The organism is Catenulispora sp. GP43, from assembly GCF_041260665.1.
Classification (GTDB): domain Bacteria; phylum Actinomycetota; class Actinomycetes; order Streptomycetales; family Catenulisporaceae; genus Catenulispora.
Window position 1 is genome coordinate 236,877 of record NZ_JBGCCT010000010.1, and the last position, 16,048, is coordinate 252,924.

Annotated in this window: 14 protein-coding genes; 3 read left to right on the forward strand and 11 right to left on the reverse strand. The window is 74.4% G+C overall.

All coding sequences use genetic code 11. The annotated features are described in order from the left end of the window. Positions 1 to 26: 26 nt before the first annotated feature. A complete protein-coding gene (locus ABH926_RS22300; RefSeq protein ID WP_370367736.1) occupies positions 27 to 2,879 on the reverse strand; it encodes a LuxR C-terminal-related transcriptional regulator in 2,853 nt (950 codons plus the stop codon). Between the two features lie 134 nt (positions 2,880 to 3,013). Between ABH926_RS22300 and ABH926_RS22305 the strand changes: the two genes are divergently transcribed. The 3 genes from ABH926_RS22305 to ABH926_RS22315 all read left to right on the forward strand — a co-directional run bounded on the left by ABH926_RS22305 (position 3,014) and on the right by ABH926_RS22315 (position 4,587). After that, a complete protein-coding gene (locus tag ABH926_RS22305) occupies positions 3,014 to 3,370 on the forward strand; it encodes a VOC family protein (protein ID WP_370367638.1) in 357 nt (118 codons plus the stop codon). A 54-nt stretch (positions 3,371 to 3,424) separates the two neighbouring features. After that, positions 3,425 to 3,895 carry an iron chaperone gene (locus ABH926_RS22310; RefSeq protein WP_370367639.1) on the forward strand — a complete coding sequence of 157 codons (471 nt, stop codon included), beginning with the start codon at positions 3,425 to 3,427 and terminating at the stop codon, positions 3,893 to 3,895. A 68-nt stretch (positions 3,896 to 3,963) separates the two neighbouring features. Then, positions 3,964 to 4,587, forward strand: coding sequence for a glyoxalase (locus ABH926_RS22315; RefSeq protein ID WP_370367640.1), 624 nt, complete (start codon positions 3,964 to 3,966; stop codon positions 4,585 to 4,587). Positions 4,588 to 4,613: 26 nt separating this feature from the next. On the opposite strand, the gene ABH926_RS22320 is transcribed toward ABH926_RS22315, so the two are convergent. The 10 genes from ABH926_RS22320 to ABH926_RS22365 all read right to left on the reverse strand — a co-directional run bounded on the left by ABH926_RS22320 (position 4,614) and on the right by ABH926_RS22365 (position 16,035). Beyond that, the gene (locus tag ABH926_RS22320; RefSeq protein WP_370367737.1) at positions 4,614 to 5,681 is read right to left on the reverse strand and encodes an LLM class flavin-dependent oxidoreductase; all 1,068 of its coding nucleotides are present in this window, start codon (positions 5,679 to 5,681) and stop codon (positions 4,614 to 4,616) included. 80 nt (positions 5,682 to 5,761) lie between these two features. Continuing rightward, positions 5,762 to 6,562, reverse strand: coding sequence for an alpha/beta hydrolase (locus tag ABH926_RS22325; protein ID WP_370367641.1), 801 nt, complete (start codon positions 6,560 to 6,562; stop codon positions 5,762 to 5,764). Further along, entirely contained in the window at positions 6,559 to 7,713 is a 1,155-nt protein-coding gene (locus ABH926_RS22330) for an LLM class flavin-dependent oxidoreductase (protein ID WP_370367642.1), read from the reverse strand. Before ABH926_RS22330 ends, ABH926_RS22325 begins: the two co-directional genes overlap by 4 nt. A 70-nt stretch (positions 7,714 to 7,783) precedes the next feature. Next, complete coding sequence (locus ABH926_RS22335; protein ID WP_370367643.1) at positions 7,784 to 8,971, reverse strand: acyl-CoA dehydrogenase family protein; 1,188 nt, start codon at positions 8,969 to 8,971, stop codon at positions 7,784 to 7,786. Further along, a complete protein-coding gene (locus ABH926_RS22340) occupies positions 8,968 to 11,301 on the reverse strand; it encodes a molybdopterin-dependent oxidoreductase (protein WP_370367644.1) in 2,334 nt (777 codons plus the stop codon). The genes ABH926_RS22335 and ABH926_RS22340 overlap by 4 nt, the downstream gene beginning before the upstream one ends. A 12-nt stretch (positions 11,302 to 11,313) precedes the next feature. After that, positions 11,314 to 12,432, reverse strand: coding sequence for an LLM class flavin-dependent oxidoreductase (locus tag ABH926_RS22345; protein ID WP_370367645.1), 1,119 nt, complete (start codon positions 12,430 to 12,432; stop codon positions 11,314 to 11,316). A gap of 67 nt (positions 12,433 to 12,499) precedes the next feature. Then, positions 12,500 to 13,282 (reverse strand): ABC transporter ATP-binding protein, encoded by a 783-nt coding sequence (locus tag ABH926_RS22350; protein ID WP_370367646.1) that lies wholly within the window; start codon positions 13,280 to 13,282, stop codon positions 12,500 to 12,502. Then, positions 13,279 to 14,151, reverse strand: a complete 873-nt coding sequence (locus ABH926_RS22355) for an ABC transporter ATP-binding protein (protein ID WP_370367647.1) — start codon at positions 14,149 to 14,151, stop codon at positions 13,279 to 13,281. Before ABH926_RS22355 ends, ABH926_RS22350 begins: the two co-directional genes overlap by 4 nt. After that, entirely contained in the window at positions 14,129 to 15,013 is an 885-nt protein-coding gene (locus ABH926_RS22360; RefSeq protein ID WP_370367648.1) for an ABC transporter permease, read from the reverse strand. Before ABH926_RS22360 ends, ABH926_RS22355 begins: the two co-directional genes overlap by 23 nt. Further along, positions 15,010 to 16,035: an ABC transporter permease gene (locus ABH926_RS22365; RefSeq protein WP_370367738.1), complete on the reverse strand. Its 1,026-nt coding sequence runs from the start codon at positions 16,033 to 16,035 to the stop codon at positions 15,010 to 15,012. Before ABH926_RS22365 ends, ABH926_RS22360 begins: the two co-directional genes overlap by 4 nt. Positions 16,036 to 16,048 lie beyond the last annotated feature (13 nt).

Below are 16,048 nucleotides of genomic sequence, written 5' to 3' on the forward strand. Positions count from 1 at the left end.
CGGCGCGGCCACCTGCACGACCGCCGTCACTGCCTCCGGATCGGAACCACGGGAGCGAAGCCGAGATCAGCGATCGCCGCCTCGCCGAGGACGGCATGGTCCCCGCCGGCGAGCACCATGGTCCGGGCCGCTTGATACCGGCAGCCCGCGGCGTCGAACGCGGCCGTCGCGGCGAGCATCCGGCTCTGGTTCCCGTCGAGCAACGCCTCGGCGCGCTCGACCAGCGCGTCGGCGACCGGGTTGCCCGCCACGACGGCGCGGGCCTGCGCGAGGAGATCGCGGGCGTCGGGGCTGCCGGCCAGGACGGCGGCTTCGGCGCGCTGTGCCACGTACCAGTGGAGCCAGGTCCAGGTCACCCACCGCCAGACCGCATCCGGGCCGGGCGTCATGCGCTGGAGTGCCTCCTCGGCCCGGCCGTGGTGTAGGAGGTTCAGCACTGCGAAGACCGCGCCGTATCCGTAGGTCGCCCACGGCGATTCGTCGATCTGCCGCAGCACCCTGTCCCATGCGCGCTCGGCTTCATGGTCTCCGCGAAGGCCGTGGATCGTCGCCACGCCGGCCGCCGCCGGGCCCAGGATCGACCCGGTCGGGCAGCCGGCCCGCTGCCAGCTTTCGAGGAAACGCTCGCTGATCGCCAGCACTTCCGGGACGTCGCCGCTCAGCGCGCCGGTCACCAGCAGCCCGCCGGTGGCCCGATGACCGACCTCGGCCAGCAGCGGATGGTCCGCGAGTCGCCGGGCCCACCTCCGGGCGCCGGGCAGGTCTCCCGTGCCGACGCCGGCTTCGGTGGCCTCGGTGAGTGCCTCGATCAGTTCGAGCGTGCCGGCCGGCGTGTCCGCGACGGACTCCAGCAGCGCGGCCCGCCGCCGCGCCGTGGCCGCGGCGGCGAAGGCGTCGCCGGCCCAGCTGCGGGCGCCGACGAGGGTGTCGAGCGCGGCTGACTCGGCCAGCGGGTCGCCGGCGCGGCGCGCGAGGTCGACGGCATGTTCGGCGGACGCGATGGCCCCTGCGGCGGCGTCGGCGGCCGTGCGCTCGCCGGCGAAGGCGTCGGTGAGCGTCCGTCCGGCTTCGGCCGTCGCCACCGCGGCCAGGGCGGCCAGGGCGGCCGGATCCTCGGCGGCGAGGTCGCGCGCCTGGGTGATGAGCGCATTCGCCTCCTGCTGGGGCAGGGGCTTGGCGAACTTGCTCGCGAACCGGTACGCGTCGCCGGCCGCGGTCGCCAGATCGCGTGCGGCAGCGCCGAGGTCCCCGCCGCGGCGGGCGGCGTCGGCGGCCTCCAGGCGCAGCCGGTGCATGTCGTCGCCGTGCATGCGGCATCCCGCGACCGCGGCGGCGTGCCGCAGCATCTCCGCGGCGACGGCCGGGTCGTCGGCGAGCCCGGCCGCCTGCTCGTAGCGGCGCTGGGACTCGCCGATCAGCTGTCGGGCGAACGCCGCCCGCGCCAGGTGGCCCGCGAGCCGGCACGCGTCAGCCCGCTGATCCGGCTGCTCGGCCGCCCAGGCCAGCACCGCGCGCAGGTCGTCGGCCACGGCGTCGAAGCCGGCGCGCCGGTCCGATCCGGCCCGCGCGAGCCCGTCGGCGGCCGTCAGGCTCCACCGCAGGTGCCGGAGCCGGACGTCGGCCAGCTCGCCGGCCGCGGCCAACCGCTCCGTCCCGTACCGGCGGATCGTCTCCGGCGCGCGGTACGCGGTCGCCGACGCGGACGCTGTCACCGTCACCGTCAGCAGGCTCTGTTCAGCCAGCCGCGCCAGGCCGTCAGCCACGACGATCATCTCGGACCCGGCAACCTCCGCGGCCGCGCCGAGGGTGAACGGCGCCACGAACACCGAGATCCGCCGCAGGAGCGTCTGGTCGTCGGAGTCCAGCAGCGCGTAGCTCCAGTCCAGCGCGGCCCGCACGGAGCGGTGCCGGTCGTCGGCGCGCGAGCCGCCGGTCAGCATCCGCAGCGGATCGGACAGCGCGGCGGTGACACCGTCCAGTCCGAGCGTCGGCAGCCGCGCCGCCGCCAGCTCGATCGCCAACGCCATGCCGTCGAGCCGTTCGCAGATCTCGACGACGCGCCCGCGCTGCGCGGGTTCCGGCACCCAGCCGACCGCCTCGCTCCGGCCGGTGAACAGCGCGACCGCGTCCGAGTCGCCGCCGCCGGCCAGGGAGAACGGCGGGACCGCATACACCCGCTCGAAGGGCACCATCAGCCGGGCCCGGCTGGTCGCCAGCACCGTCAGCTCCGGACAGGTCCCGAGCAGCCGCTCCAGGAACGGAGCCACACCGTCCCTGACGTGCTCGCAGTTGTCCAGGACCAGCAGCGCGCGGCGGCCGGCCAGCGCCGCGGCCACCGACTCCCGCAGACCGGCGCCCGGCTGCTCGCCGACACCCAGCGCGGCGGCGACGGCGGCCGCGACCATCCCCGGCTCGGTCACCGGCACCAGGTCGACGAACCAGGCCCCGGCGGGGAAGTCGCCGGACGTCCGCTCGGCGACCGCCAGGGCCAGCCGCGTCTTGCCGACGCCGCCCGGCCCGATCGCGACCACGTGGCGGTTCGTCCTGAGCAGTTCGGCCAGCTCGGCGCTCTCCGGGACCCGGCCGACGAACGGGGTCAGCGGCCGCGGCAGGTCCGGGGCCGGCCGGGGTGACTCGCCGGCGGCCGCGACACCGGCGCCGACAGCTCCGACCGCCCCGGCTGCCCCGGCTGCCCCGGCTGCCGCCAGCTGGGCCAGCGCCCGCCGATCCGTCGCTCCCAACTTGCGCAGCAACGAGGAGACGTGGCTTTCGACGGTGCGCACGGAGATGAACAGCCGGGCCGAGATCTCGGCGTTGGTGAGGTGCTCCCCGAGCAGCGCCAACACCTCTGCCTCGCGGGCCGAGACCTCCGCGGTCATGTCCACGCCGCCCATTGTCCCGTATGCCGATCCGTGGCCGGATCCGTGGTCACCACGGATGTGGCCGCACCCCGTCCGGCACGAGGCTGTGAGCACGGCCGATCCGCCGAGGCCCACGACCATCAGGAGCGAACATGTCCGACCCCGCGACGTACGGCATCAAGACCGTCCTGCACCCCGTCGCCGACCTGGCGAAGGCGAAAGCCGTCTACGCGGCGCTGTTCGGCATGAACCCGCAGACCGACGCGCCGTACTACGTCGGCTTCGACGTCGCCGGCCTCCACGTCGGCCTGGTGCCCGACGGCGGCCCGCAAGGCATGGCCTCGCCGGTCGCCTACTGGGACGTGCCGGACATCGCGGCGGCCCTGGCCGCGGTGACGGCCGCCGGCGCCCGCGTCGCCGAGCCGGTGCGCGACGTGGGCCGCGGCCGGCTGGTGGCCACCTTCACCGATGTCGACGGCAACGTCCTGGGGCTGATCCAGGACCAGTGACCGGCGCCGCGACCACCCGTCCCACCCGATCGCCCACAGAGTCAGGAGACTCACATGACTACCACGAAGAACACGCCGAAGACCGACGCCGGCGCGGGGTACGACGGCTTCACCGCCGATGAGCGTGCCGCGATGAAGGACCACGCGCTGGAGCTGAAGTCGGCCGGGCGCCGGGGTGCGAAGGCGTCCGCCGCGGACGGCGAGGCCGACGTCCTCGCCAAGATCGCCGAGATGGACGACGCGGACCGCCTGCTGGCGCAGCGGGTGCACACCGTCGTCAGGACGGCGGCGCCGCACCTCACGCCGAAGCTCTGGTACGGGATGCCCGCCTACGCGCGGGACGGCAAGATCGTGTGCTTCTTCCAGAGCGCGGCGAAGTTCAAGGCCCGCTACGCGACCCTCGGCTTCAACGACCCGGCGAACCTGGACGAGGGCACCATGTGGCCGACCGCCTTCGCCCTGACCGCACTGTCCGCCGCCGACGAGCAGCGGATCGCCGACCTCGTGGCGCGCGCGGCGGCCTGAATTCCCGACTTCCCCACCTCCCGACTGACCGGCTTCCCCACTTCCCCACCCACCGAAGGAACTCCGCCATGACCGTCATCGAATCCGTCATCCTCGAGTCCCCCGAGCCCGAGGCCGCCGAGGCCTTCTACACCGCCGCGTTCGGCCTGGACCACCGGCTGCGCGTCCGCGCGGCCGACGCGCCGACCACCGGCTTCCGCGGCTACCTGCTCTCGCTCGTGGTCTCCCAGCCCGGCAACGTCGACCTGCTCACCGGCGCCGCCCTCGAGGGCGGCGCGACCGTGCTCCAGCCGGCCAAGAAGAGCTTCTGGGGCTACGGCGGCATCATCCAGGCACCGGACGGCGCCATCTGGAAGATCACGACCTCGGAGAAGAAGGACAGCGCCCCGGCGACCCGCGCCATCGACGCCTTCGTCCTCCTGCTCGGCGTCACGGACGTCAAGACGACCAAGCAGTTCTACGTCGACCGCGGCCTGACCGTCGCGAAGAGCTTCGGCAGCAAGTACGTCGAGTTCGACACAGCGCCCTCGCCGGTCAAGCTCGCCATGTACACCCGCCGAGCCGCCGCCAAGGACGCCGGAATCGACTCCGCGGGCAGCGGATCCCGCCGCATCGCCATCGGCACCGCCGGCGACCGGGGCTTCACCGACCCCGACGGCCTGGCCTGGGAGACCGCGCACGTCCGAGCGTGACCCCCGAGTCCGGGCTCGCACGCCCCTCAGAGTCTTCGCAGCAACGGCAAGAGCATCTCCCCGACCGTGTAGGCCTCCTCCAGATGCGGCTGTCCCGACAGGATGAAGTGCTCCACGCCCAGCGCGCGGTACTCGGCGATCCGCTCGGCGACCTGCTCATGGCTGCCGACCAGTGCCGTGCCGGCGTGCCTGCGGACCAGTGCGAAGCCCGCCCACAGGTTGGGGGCGACCTCCAACCGGTCTGCTCCGCCGGCGGTCAGCGCCGTCATACGGCGCTGACCGACCGAGGTCGAGGCCTCGAAGCGCTGTCTGGCCACGGCGATGGCCGCCGGGTCCAGCGTCGCCAGCATGCGGTCGGCCTCCGCCCAGGCGGCGGCCGCGGTGTCACGGGTGATGACATGCAGCCGGATGCCGAACCTCGGCGGTGGCCGGTCGAGGGCGGCGGCGCGTTCACGGACCCGCTCGAGCTGCGCCGCGACCGCCTCGGGCGGCTCGCCCCAGGCCAGGTGGACGTCGGCGTGGCGGGCTGAGACAGCGGCCGCGGCGGCCGAGGCGCCGCCGAGGTAGACGGTGGGCGGCGGACCGTCCAGCGGGCGGCCGACGGTGGCGCCGGCGACGTCGTAGTGCTCGCCCACGAAGTCGAAGGGCTTGTCGCCCCACGCGCCTCGCAGAACCTCGATGAACTCCGCGGTGCGCGCGTAGCGCCGGTCGTGGTCGAGCCGGTCGCCGAAGCGGCGCTGCTCCTGCTCGTCGCTGCCGGTGACGATGTTCAGCGCCACGCGTCCGCCGGACTGGTGCTGGAACGTCGCGGCCATCTGCGCGGCCAGCGTCGGCGCGATCGAGTCCGGCCGCAGCGCGACGATGAAGGTCAGGGTACTGGTCAGGGCGGACAGGGCGGCCGTGGTGATCCACGGGTCCTGACACCAGGTGCCGGTCGGGGTCAGGACCGATTCGAAGCCCAGGCGCTCAGCCGCCCGGGCCACATCGGCCAGGTACCCCGGGTCCGGCGGCCGGCCGGCGGCGCGCGGATCGTCGGTCGCGGTGCGGGAGTGGGCCCAGCCGACGATGTCCCGGCCGTCCCCGGCAGTGGGCAGGTACCAGTGGACGTGCGGCCCCCGGCCCCCGCCCCCGGCGGTGGGACGGGGGTCGGGGACCGGGCCATGGCCGGGGATCGTCACCGCGCCGCCGCCGGCTCGGTCGCGGGCCGCACCGCCAGCAGCGGCCGGGCCGGACCGTCCCCGCGCAGCCGCTCCAGCCACTGCACGACGTGGGCGGCGACGGTGCGATGGATCGCGTCGTTGAGCACATCGTGCGACGGGGTCCGGGCCAGCACCAACTCGGCGCCGGGCAGCCGGTCGGCCAGCGCCGAGGCCTCCGATGCCGGCGCGAGCTGGTCGTCGGTGCCGTGCAGGACAAGGGTCGGGACTGCCAAGGCGTCCAGCGCCGGATCGTCGAGCACCGCCAGCAGCTTCGCCCGCACCGGCTGGGACAGCGCGCCCCGGACGAAGTCGTGATCGACAGCCAGATGTGCGCGGTGCGTCGGGCAGGCGGTGCGCGCTTCCAGCTCCTGCTGCCAGTCCCCTGGTACGGCGAGCCGCGCCCGGCCCGGGACGCCCACCAGGATCAGGCCGCCGATCGCGACCGTGCCGGACAACGCCAGTGACAGAGCGCTCAAAGCGCCGGTGTCCGAACCGGCGAGCACCACCGGTTCCTGGGCGACAGCGGCGAGCCCGGCGACGGCTTCGGCGAGCGCCGCGGCCCCGTCGCCGACATCGGCCCGGTCGCCGACATCGGCACCAGCACCGGCACCGGCACCGGCGGCACCGCCGGCGTCGACCGCGTGCACGGCGTAGGCGTCGTAGGCCAGCCGTCGTCCGAAGCGCTCGTACACCCCGCCGTGCTCGCCCCGACCGGGCAGGACCACGACCGTGCCGCGGACCGCGGCCGGGCCTTCGGGCAGCCAGCTGTGCGTCACCGGGCCGCCCCGCTCAACGCGGGCTCGGTCGCGGCCGGAGCCGGGGTGCCAGAGCCCTCGTTCTCTCGGCGCGCGACCTCCTCACGGACCAGCGGGATAAGGTGGCGGCCGTAGTCGATCGCGTCGTCGAGCGGGTCGTAGCCGCGGATGAGCAGCGTCGTGACGCCGATGTCCACATAGTCCAGCAGCGCCTGCGCCACCGTCTCCGGGGTCCCGACCAGCGCCGTGGAGTTGCCGCCGGCGCCGGAGGCCTTGGCCGTGGCGGTCCACAGCGCGCGGTCGTGACGGTCGCCCTTCTCGGCGGCGGCGAGCAGGCGCTGCGAGCCGACGTTCTCCGGCGCCTGGCCCGGGGTGCGCCACGGGGCCTTCTTCGCCGACCAGAACGCGCCGCCGCCCCCGCCCTTGATCTTGTCCAGGATGCGTTCGGCCCGCTCCCAGGCCAGCTCTTCGGTGGCGCCGAGGATCGGCCGGAAGGACACCGAGATGCCGGGCGTGTCGATCCGTCCGGCGGCGGCCGCCGCGGCGTTCACCGAGGCGATCTGCTCGGCGGTCTCGGCCAGCGGCTCGCCCCACAGCGCGAAGGTGTCGGCGTGCTTGCCACCGACCCGGTACGCGGCCTCGGAGGAGCCGCCGAAGTACAGCGGGATCCGGGTGACCGGCTTGACCTCCGCGTGGTGGCCCTCGAACTTGTAGTACTCGCCGTCGTGGTCGAAGGGCTCTTGCTCGGTCCAGGTGCGGCGCAGGATGCCGAGGTACTCGTCGGTGCGGGCGTAGCGCTCGTCCTTGGTCAGGTAGTCGCCGTCGCGGCGCTGTTCGGCGTCGTGGCCGCCGGTGATGGTGTGGACCGCGACGCGGCCGCCGGTGAACTGGTCCAGGGTGGCGAACTGCCGGGCGGCCAGGGTGGGGGCGACGAAGCCGGGACGGTGTGCGACCAGCAGGCTCAAGCGCTCGGTGTGGGCCGCGGCGTAGGCGGCGACCTGGCTGCCCTCGGGGAAGCCGGAGCCGTAGCCGATGAGGATCCGGTCGAAGCCGGCGTCCTCGTGGGCCCGGGCGAAGCGGCGGGTGTAGTCGGGGTCGATGATGGGGCCGGGGACGTGGAACGTCTCGGAGCCCGGCTTGGTGCCGATCATGCCGATGAACTCGACGGGCATCAGGGTCTCTCCTTGCTCGGTGTCGCTGGTCGGGGATATGGCGGGTCGATCAGTGCTGGGTCGATCAGTGCTAGGCCGCTCCGGTGGCGGAGTGGCGGGCCAGGGCGGCGGCGCCGAGCGCGGCGGTGATGCTGTCGTCCTGTGGGGTGTGCACCCGCGAGCACAGGACGTCGCGCAGGTGCCGCTCCAGCGGATTGCGGCGGGTCAGGGCGTTGTTGCCGATCAGCGCCACAGCGCGCTCGACCGCGCCGATCGCCGCGCGGGTGCCGGTCAGCTTGGCGGCGCCGCTGTGCTCGGCGGCCTGGCGGTCCCCGGCGTCCACGCGCTCGGCCAGCGCCTCGACGAGCGCGAGCGCGCCGACCAGGGCGGCCTCGATCTCGCCGGCCTCGGCCTGGAACCGGGGCAGCGTGGCCAGCGGGCGGCCCAGGGCCGAGGGGGTGCGCTCGTGCAGGAAGCCGATGAGCCAGTCGCGGGCGGCCTCGGCGACGCCGAGGTAGAGCGCGGTCAGCCCGAGGTTGTTCCAGGCGATCAGGGCCGGGTCGCGCCGGGGGTCGGGCTCGGCCGGGTCGGTCAGTCCGGCGGTGGCTCCGCGCGGGATCCGGACCCGGTCCAGGATCACATCGTGGCTGCCGCTGGCGCGCAGTCCCAGATGGTCCCAGGTCGGCTCGATACTCAGGCCCGCCGCGCCGGCCGGGACCAGGAACGAGCCGACGCGCGGCGGATCCTCCTCGGTCCGGGCCCACACCGCCAGCCACCGAAGGCCGGGCGCGCCGGTGGAGAAGATCTTGTGCCCGGTCAGCACCCAGTCCGGCCCGTCGGCGCGCGCCGTGGTGGCCGGCAGGCCGCCCCGGGCCGGGGTTCCCAGATCGGGCTCGACGCGCAGCGCGTTGACCAGCGCCGGGCCGCGGGCCGACGCCTCCAGCAGCTCGCGGTAATGCTCCTCGGGCCAGGTGGGGTTCGAGTCCTGAAGCGCGTGGGTGAACAGGGTCATCGCCGAGACCAGCGCCACCGACGGGTCGCCGGCGCCCAGGGCACGCAGGATGCGGACGGTTCCGGCCAGCCGCACCCCGGCGCCGCCGTGGCGTTCGCCGACGGTCGCGGTCAGCAGCCCGGCGCGGTGGACCCGGTCGACGCCCTCGAAGGGGAAGGACGCGTCGCGGTCGTGGCCCTCGGCGCGCTCGGCGAGATACGCCGTCACGTCCGCGAGCTGGTCGAACGCCGGCGGGATCAGGGCGGCATCGGTGGTCGGGGTGCTCACAGGTCTTCCTTTCTCAGCAGGACCGGCGGTTCGGTGACCGTGACCGGCGGCGGTTCGCCCTCGAAGCGCTCGATGTCGACCAGCGCGTGCTGGCCGGTGCAGCCCTGCGACAGCCGCGAGGAGGGGATGTCTGCGGTAAGGGCATTGGGGTTGCCGTGCGCGCACCAGGGCTCGTCGTCGAAGCCGGGGACGGGGTCGAACCACGCGCCGGTGGGCAGCTGCGCCACTCCGGGCCGCAGCCCTTCGGTCAGCACGGCTCCGGCCAGGCAGGCGCCCCGGGCGTTGAAGATCCGGACCAGGTCGCCGTCGGCGATGCCGCGCGGGGCCGCGTCGGCCGGGTGGATCCGGGCCGACTCCCGCCCGCCGATCTTCGAGCCCTGGCTCAGGGCCCCGACGTCGAGCTGGCTGTGCAGCCGGGTCGAGGGCTGGTTGGCGATCAGGACGAGCGGGGTGCCGGAGTTCGGTTGCTCGTCGGGCTCCAGCCAGGCCGGATACCCCGGGCAGTCCGGGTAGCCGAAGCCGCGCACGGTCTCGGACACGATCTCGATGCGGCTGCTGGGGGTGCGCAGCCGATGCGTGTCCGGGTCGGCCCGGAAGTCCTCGAACAGGGTGAAGTGGCTGGGTCCGGCCGGCAGGAGGTACTCCCCCGCCTGCCAGAACTCCTCGAAGGCCGGGACGGCGTGGCCGTGCGCGATCAGGTCCGCGCGCCAGCCTTCGTAGAGGTGGACCAGCCATTCGCGGGCCGAACGGCCTTCGGTGAACTTCTTCCCGAAGCCCAGCCGCTCGGCCAGCCCGGACAGGATCGTGTAGTCGTCGCGGGCCTCGCCCACCGGGTCGCAGCCGCGATGCATCGCGATCAGGTGGGTGTCGCGGCGTCCGCCGCCGACGTCCTCGCGCTCCAGCGTCGTGGTGGCGGGGAAGACGATGTCCGCGTGCCGCGCGGTCGAGGTCCAGTAGGGCTCGTGGACGACGACCGTGTCGGGCCGGGCGAACGCGCGGCGCAGCCGGCCCAGGTCCTGATGGTGGTGGAACGGATTGCCGCCGGCCCAGTACACGAGGCGGATGTCGGGGTAGGTCCGGCGCGCGCCGTCGTAGTCGTACCGCGCGCCGGGGTTCAACAGCATGTCGGCGATGCGCGCGACCGGGATGTACTCCTCGACGGGGTTGTGTTCCTGCGGCAGGTACGGGAGCCGCAGCTGCGGGCCGTGGTCGCCGACGTCGCCCATGCTGCCGTAGCCGTGGCCGAACCCGCCGCCGGGCAGCCCGATCTGCCCCAGCATCGCGGCCAGCGCGATCGCGGCCCACACCGGCTGCTCGCCGTGCTGGATCCGTTGGAGCGACCAGGTGACGGTGATCAGGGTTCGTGCGGCGGCCATGCGCCGCGCCAGGGCCCTGATGTCGGCGGCGGCGATGCCGCACCGGGCCGCGGCCCAGTCGGCGTCCTTGGGAGCCCCGTCGGTGGCGCCGCGTACGTAGCGCTCGAACTCGGCGAAGCCGACGGTGTACCGGTCGAGGAACGCCCGGTCGTGCAGGTCCTCGACGAGCAGGGTGTGCGCCAGGGCGAGCATTAGCGCGACATCGGTGGCCGGGGCGATCGGGTACCACGTGGCGTCCACCGACTCCGGCAGGTCGGCGCGCAGCGGGCTGATGAGCGCGACGTGGGCGGACAGGGCTTGCAGCGCTCCGGGCGTGACGTGCCGTGTCACCCCGCCGGGCGTGACGAACACGTTCTTGGCCGGTATGCCGCCGAACGCGACGACGAGCTCGGTGTTCTCGGCGATCGTCAGCCACGACGAGCCGGCGCGCAGTACCGCCTCGGCGTCCCCGACGATGTGCGGAAGGACGACCAGCGAGGTCCCCAGGCTGTAGGAGTTGCGCGAGGAGGTGAAGCCCCCGGCCAGGTTCAGGAACCGGTGCAGCTGGCTTTGCGCGTGGTGGAACCGACCCGCGCTGGCCCAGCCGTAGGAACCACCGAAGACCGCCTGCGGGCCGTGGTCGCGGCGGACCCGGTCCAGCTCGGCGGCGACCAGGTCCAGCGCCTCGTCCCAGCCGACCTCCACGAACGGCTCGCTGCCGCGGCGCGGATCCGGGCCCGCGCCGCGCTCCAGCCAGCCGCGCCGGACGGCGGGCCTGCGGACCCTGGTGCGGTGGCGCAGCGCCCCCGGGATGTTGGCCAGCAGCGGGGACGGCGCCGGATCGGCGGGATGCGGGACCACCACGATCCCGCCGTCGGCGTCCGTGTCGGCGTTGGCGTCGGGGTCGGCCCGCACGCCGAAGGCACCCCAGTGCGAGGTGGTCGGCGAGACCGGCGCGGCGGCGGTCGGCAACATCGGCAGCGGCCCTCAGACGCCCGCGCCGACCAGCGGCGCACCCTCGTGCTGCGCGCGCACCAGCCGGACGAGGTCGCCGTAGTCCCGGGCGTCCTGCAACGGGGAGAATCCGCGGATCAGCAGAGTGCTGACGCCGAGCGCGACGTAGTCCAGCAGCGCCTCGGCGACCTGCTCGTAGCTGCCCACCAGGGCCGTGGAGTTCCCGGCGGCGCCGGTCTCCTTGGCCACGGCGGTCCACAGCCGCTTGTCGTGGACGTCCGCCTCGGCGGCGTACTCCAGCAGCCGCTGCGAGCCGCGGGCGGCGGCGAAGTCCTTCTTGTCGCCGCCCCAGCCCCAGGCCTTGCGCGCCTCGCCGGCCTTCTCCCTGGTCAGCCGCAGCACGTCGGCGGCCCGCTCCCACGCCTCGGCCTCGGTGGCGGCCGGGATCGGCCGCAGGCTGACGCTGAAGCGCGGGTCGCGGCCGAACGGCGCCGCGGCGGCCCGCACCTCGCGGATCCGCTCGGCGATCCCGGCCAGCGGCTCGCCCCAGAACGCGTAAACGTCGGCGTGCTTGCCGCCGACCCGGACCGCGTCCTCGGACGCGCCCCCGAAGTAGACCGGGATGGCACCGGGCTCGGGCCGGATCGCCGACCAGCCGCCGCGCACGGTGTAGAACTCGCCCTCGAAGTCGAAGGGCTCCGCGCTCTCCCACTCCTTGCGCACGACGGTCAGGAACTCGTCGGTGCGGCGGTAGCGGGTGGCCTTGTCGGCCAGGTCGCCGTCCCGGGCCTGTTCGCGGTCGTCGCCGCCGGTGATGGTGTGCAGCGCGACGCGGCCGGGGTGGAAGGCGTCCAGGGTCGCGTACTTGCGCGCGGCGTACGTCGGCGACACGAACCCCGGACGGTGCGCGAGCAGCACCCCGATCCGGGAGGTCCGGGACAGGACCTGGTCGGCGATGACGAAGCCGTCCGGCGAGGCCGAGGAGTGCGCGATCAGGACTCGGTCGAAACCGGACTCCTCGTGCGCGAGGGCGAGGTCCTGGAGGTATCCGGGCTGGACCACCGGGCCGTCGGGGGCGGCGGTCTCGGTCTCGCTGCCGGGACGGGTCCCGGTGATGCCGATGAACTCTATGTGGTTGATCGAGTTTGGCACAGTCGTCTCTTTTCTCGGTGGAGCGGCAGGTACAGGGGTGGGGCGGGTTGAGCGGGTCGGGCGGGCGTCAGGCCGCGGTCGGCCGGAGACGGCGCAGCCGGGGTGTCGCGGCGACCAGTCGTGCGGTGTAGGGGTGTGAGGGTTCTCGCAGGACCTGCTCGACAGGACCGTCCTCGACGATCCGGCCGCGGTACAGCACCACGATCCGGTCGGCCAGGCCCGCCAGCGAGGGCAGGTCGTGCGAGATGACCAGCTGCGAGGTGCCGGAGCGGTCCCGCAGCCCGGCCAGCAGGGCCAGGACGTGGTTGCGGGCCGCGGCGTCCAGCGCGCTGACCGGCTCGTCGGCGATCACCAGGGCCGGCGCGGTGACCAGGGCCCGGGCCAGCAGGACCCGCTGACGCTGGCCGCCGGACAGCTGCCAGGGCCGGCGCGCGGCCAGCCCCGGATCCAGGCCCACGGCCCGCAGGGCCTCCGCGACCCGCTCCGCGCGCTCGCCGGCCGGCACCGTCCCGGCCACCGCCAACGGCTCGGCGACCAGGGCGTTGACATCCCAGTCCGGGTCCAGAGCCCGCAGCGGGTCCTGGAAGACCAGTTGGAGACGGCCGGTCCGGCGGAAGTCGCGCAACGCCCGGCCCTTGAGCGCGGTCAGGTCGGTGCCGCCCAGGCTGATCGTCCCGGCCCGGACCGGGACCAGCCCGGCCACGGCGCGGGCCAGCGTGGTCTTGCCCGAGCCGGTCTCGCCGACCACGCCGACGATCTCGCCTGCGCCGACAGTGAGTGCCACGTCGGTCAGCACGGTGCGGCGGCGGTCGTAGGCGGCCGTCAGACCGTTGATCTCCAGGCAGGTCATCGCACTCCTCCGGCGGCCGGTTCGCGGTGCCACACCGAGGCGGCCTCGATCAGGGCCCGGGTCCCGGGATGGGCCGGCTCGGCCACGACGGAGGCGGCCGGCCCCTGCTCGACGATCTCGCCGGCGTCGCACACCAGGACGCGGTCGCAGAGCTCGGCGACGACCGCGAGGTCGTGGGTGACCAGCAGCAGCGCCAGTCCGCGTTCGGCGGTCAGGCGCCGCAGCAGCCCCAGGACGCCGGCTTGGACCAGGGCGTCCAGCGAGCTGGTGGGCTCGTCCGCGACCAGCAGGTCGGGGTCGCCGGACACGGCGATCGCGATCATCACCCGCTGCGCCATCCCGCCGGACAGCTCGTGCGGGTAGGAGCCGTAGACGGTTTCGGGGTGGCGCAGCCCGACCGAGGCGAAAAGCTCCAGGGCCCGGGCGCGCGCCGCCTCGCGGGCCAGCCCGGTCTTCAGGCGCAACGCCTCGGCCAGCTGGTTGCCGACGGTGACCGAGGGGTTGAGATAGGAGGCCGGATCCTGGAAGACGGTGCCGACGCGGGTCCCGCGCACCGCGTCCCAACCACGGCGGTCGAGCGCCGTGAGGTCGGTGTCCCCCAGACGGATCTCGCCGCCGGTGCGCACGCACCCCGGCGCCAGCAGCCCCAGGACCGCCCGGCAGGTCAGGGTCTTGCCGCTGCCGGAGGCGCCGACCAGGCCGACGATCTCCCCGGCGCGGACGGTGAAGGAGACCCCGCGGACCAGTTCGGTACCGCCGGCTTCGACCCGCAGATCCGTAACGGCCAGCGCCGCTCGGCCGGAGGCCGCCGCGCCTGGCGGTGCGCCGGATTCCAGCGGATGGGTGTCAGACAGCTGCGAGGCCGACATCGGCGTGCTCCCTTTCCAGTGCGAGCGGCTGCGGACGCGCGGGGCCGCAGGCCCCGCCGCCGTCTCGGAACGCGTCGGCCAAGGCGTTGAGAGCCGCGGCCGCGGCCATGATGAGCAGGCCCGGGACCAGCGGCGCCCATGGCTGGACCGAGAGGTATGTCAGGTCGCTGCTGAGGATCTCGCCCCACGTCGGCAGCGGCGGCTCGACGCCCAGTCCCAGGAACGCCAGCGAGGACACCGTCAGCAGCGCGGCGGCCAGGGCCTGCGCGGTGGTCACCGCGATGGTCGGGGCGACCTTGGCCCAGATGTGCCGGCGCAGGATCCACCACCGCGACGCCCCGGCGAGCTCGGCCGCCTCGACGAACTGGGAGCCGGCCTGGCTGAGCGCCGCGGCCCTGGTGATCCGGAAGAACCGCGGCGCGACGAGCATGCCGATGGCGGCCATGGCCACGGTGAGACCGTTGCCCAGCACGCCGGTGACGGCGACCGCGAACACCACGTACGGCAACGTCAGCAACGCGTCGACCACCCGCGCCGAGACCCACTCGAAGACCGGTCCGAGCCACACCGAGGCCAGGCCGGGCAGGACGCCGGCGACCAGCCCGATGCCCACCGCCTCCAGCGCCCCCACCACCGAGGCACCGGTCCCGGCCATCAGCCGGGACAGCACGTCCCGGCCGAGATAGTCGGTGCCCAGCCAGTGCCCGGCGCCCGGACCGCGCAGCGCCGCCGCCGGGTCCTGCGCCAACGGGTCGTGCGGAGCCAGCTGGCGACCGAACACCGCCAGCACCGCGATCACGACGATCACCGCGGCGGCGATCCGCGCCGAGCGGAAACGCCAGCTGCTTCGCAGGGCCCTCATGACGCCGCTCCCACAGTGCCCGCAGTGCCCGCAGCGCTCGCGGCACCGGCGATCCGGACTCCGGACCGCCGCCACACCGTCCGGCGCCGGGCCCGCGGGTTGAGCCGGACCAGCGCCGCGTTGACGGCGAGGTTGCTCACCAGCACCACGGTGATCGTGACCAGGAGCGTGCCCTGCACGACCGGGATGTCGTGGGTGGAGCCGGCCTGCAGGGCGAGCTGGGCCACCCCCGGCAACACGAAGATCTTCTCAGCGATCACCGCGCCGCCGATGAGGTTGGGCACCTCCAGGCCCAGCACGGTCAGCGCCGGGCCCGCCGCGTTGCGCAGGACGTGCCGGTAGAGCACGCGCCGCGAGCTCAGGCCGCGCGCCGCCGCGCCAACCGCGTAGTTCTCCCCCAGCGCGCCGACCAGCGAGGTCCGCAGCTGCCGGGCCACCGCCGCCGCGGCCTCCACGCTCAGGGCCAGGGCCGGCAGGATCGCGAAGCGCAGCCACTGCACCGGATCCTGGCCCAGCGGCACATACCCGCCGGACGGCAGCACCTTGAGGAACACCGAGAACACCACGATGAGCGCGATGCCCACCAGGAACGGCGGAACCGTGGCCAGCCCGGAGGCGGTCAGCGTGACCGTCCGGTCCCACCAACCGCCGGCCCGCCGCGCCGCGCTGACGCCGGCCGCCGTCCCCACCACGGCGGCCAGGAGCAGCGCCAGCACCGCGATCGAGAGATCCACCGGCAGGGCCTGGCCGATGCTCGTGGATACCGGGATCGAGGTGAAATAGGAGCGGCCGAGGTCCCCGGTCAGGGCGTGGCCCAGCCAGCTCGCGTACTGCACCAGGAACGGCCGGTCCAAGCCGAACTGGTGGTTGACCCGGGCTATGTCGGCGGGCGTGGCGGTGTCGCCGAGCGCGGTCGCGGCCGGGTTGGCGCCGCCGAGCGCGCCGAGGCCGAAGGTGACGAACGAGGCGAGGAGGAACACCGTCACCGGGACCGCGGCGAACCTCAGGACCCTGAGCAGCACGCCGACGGCGCGG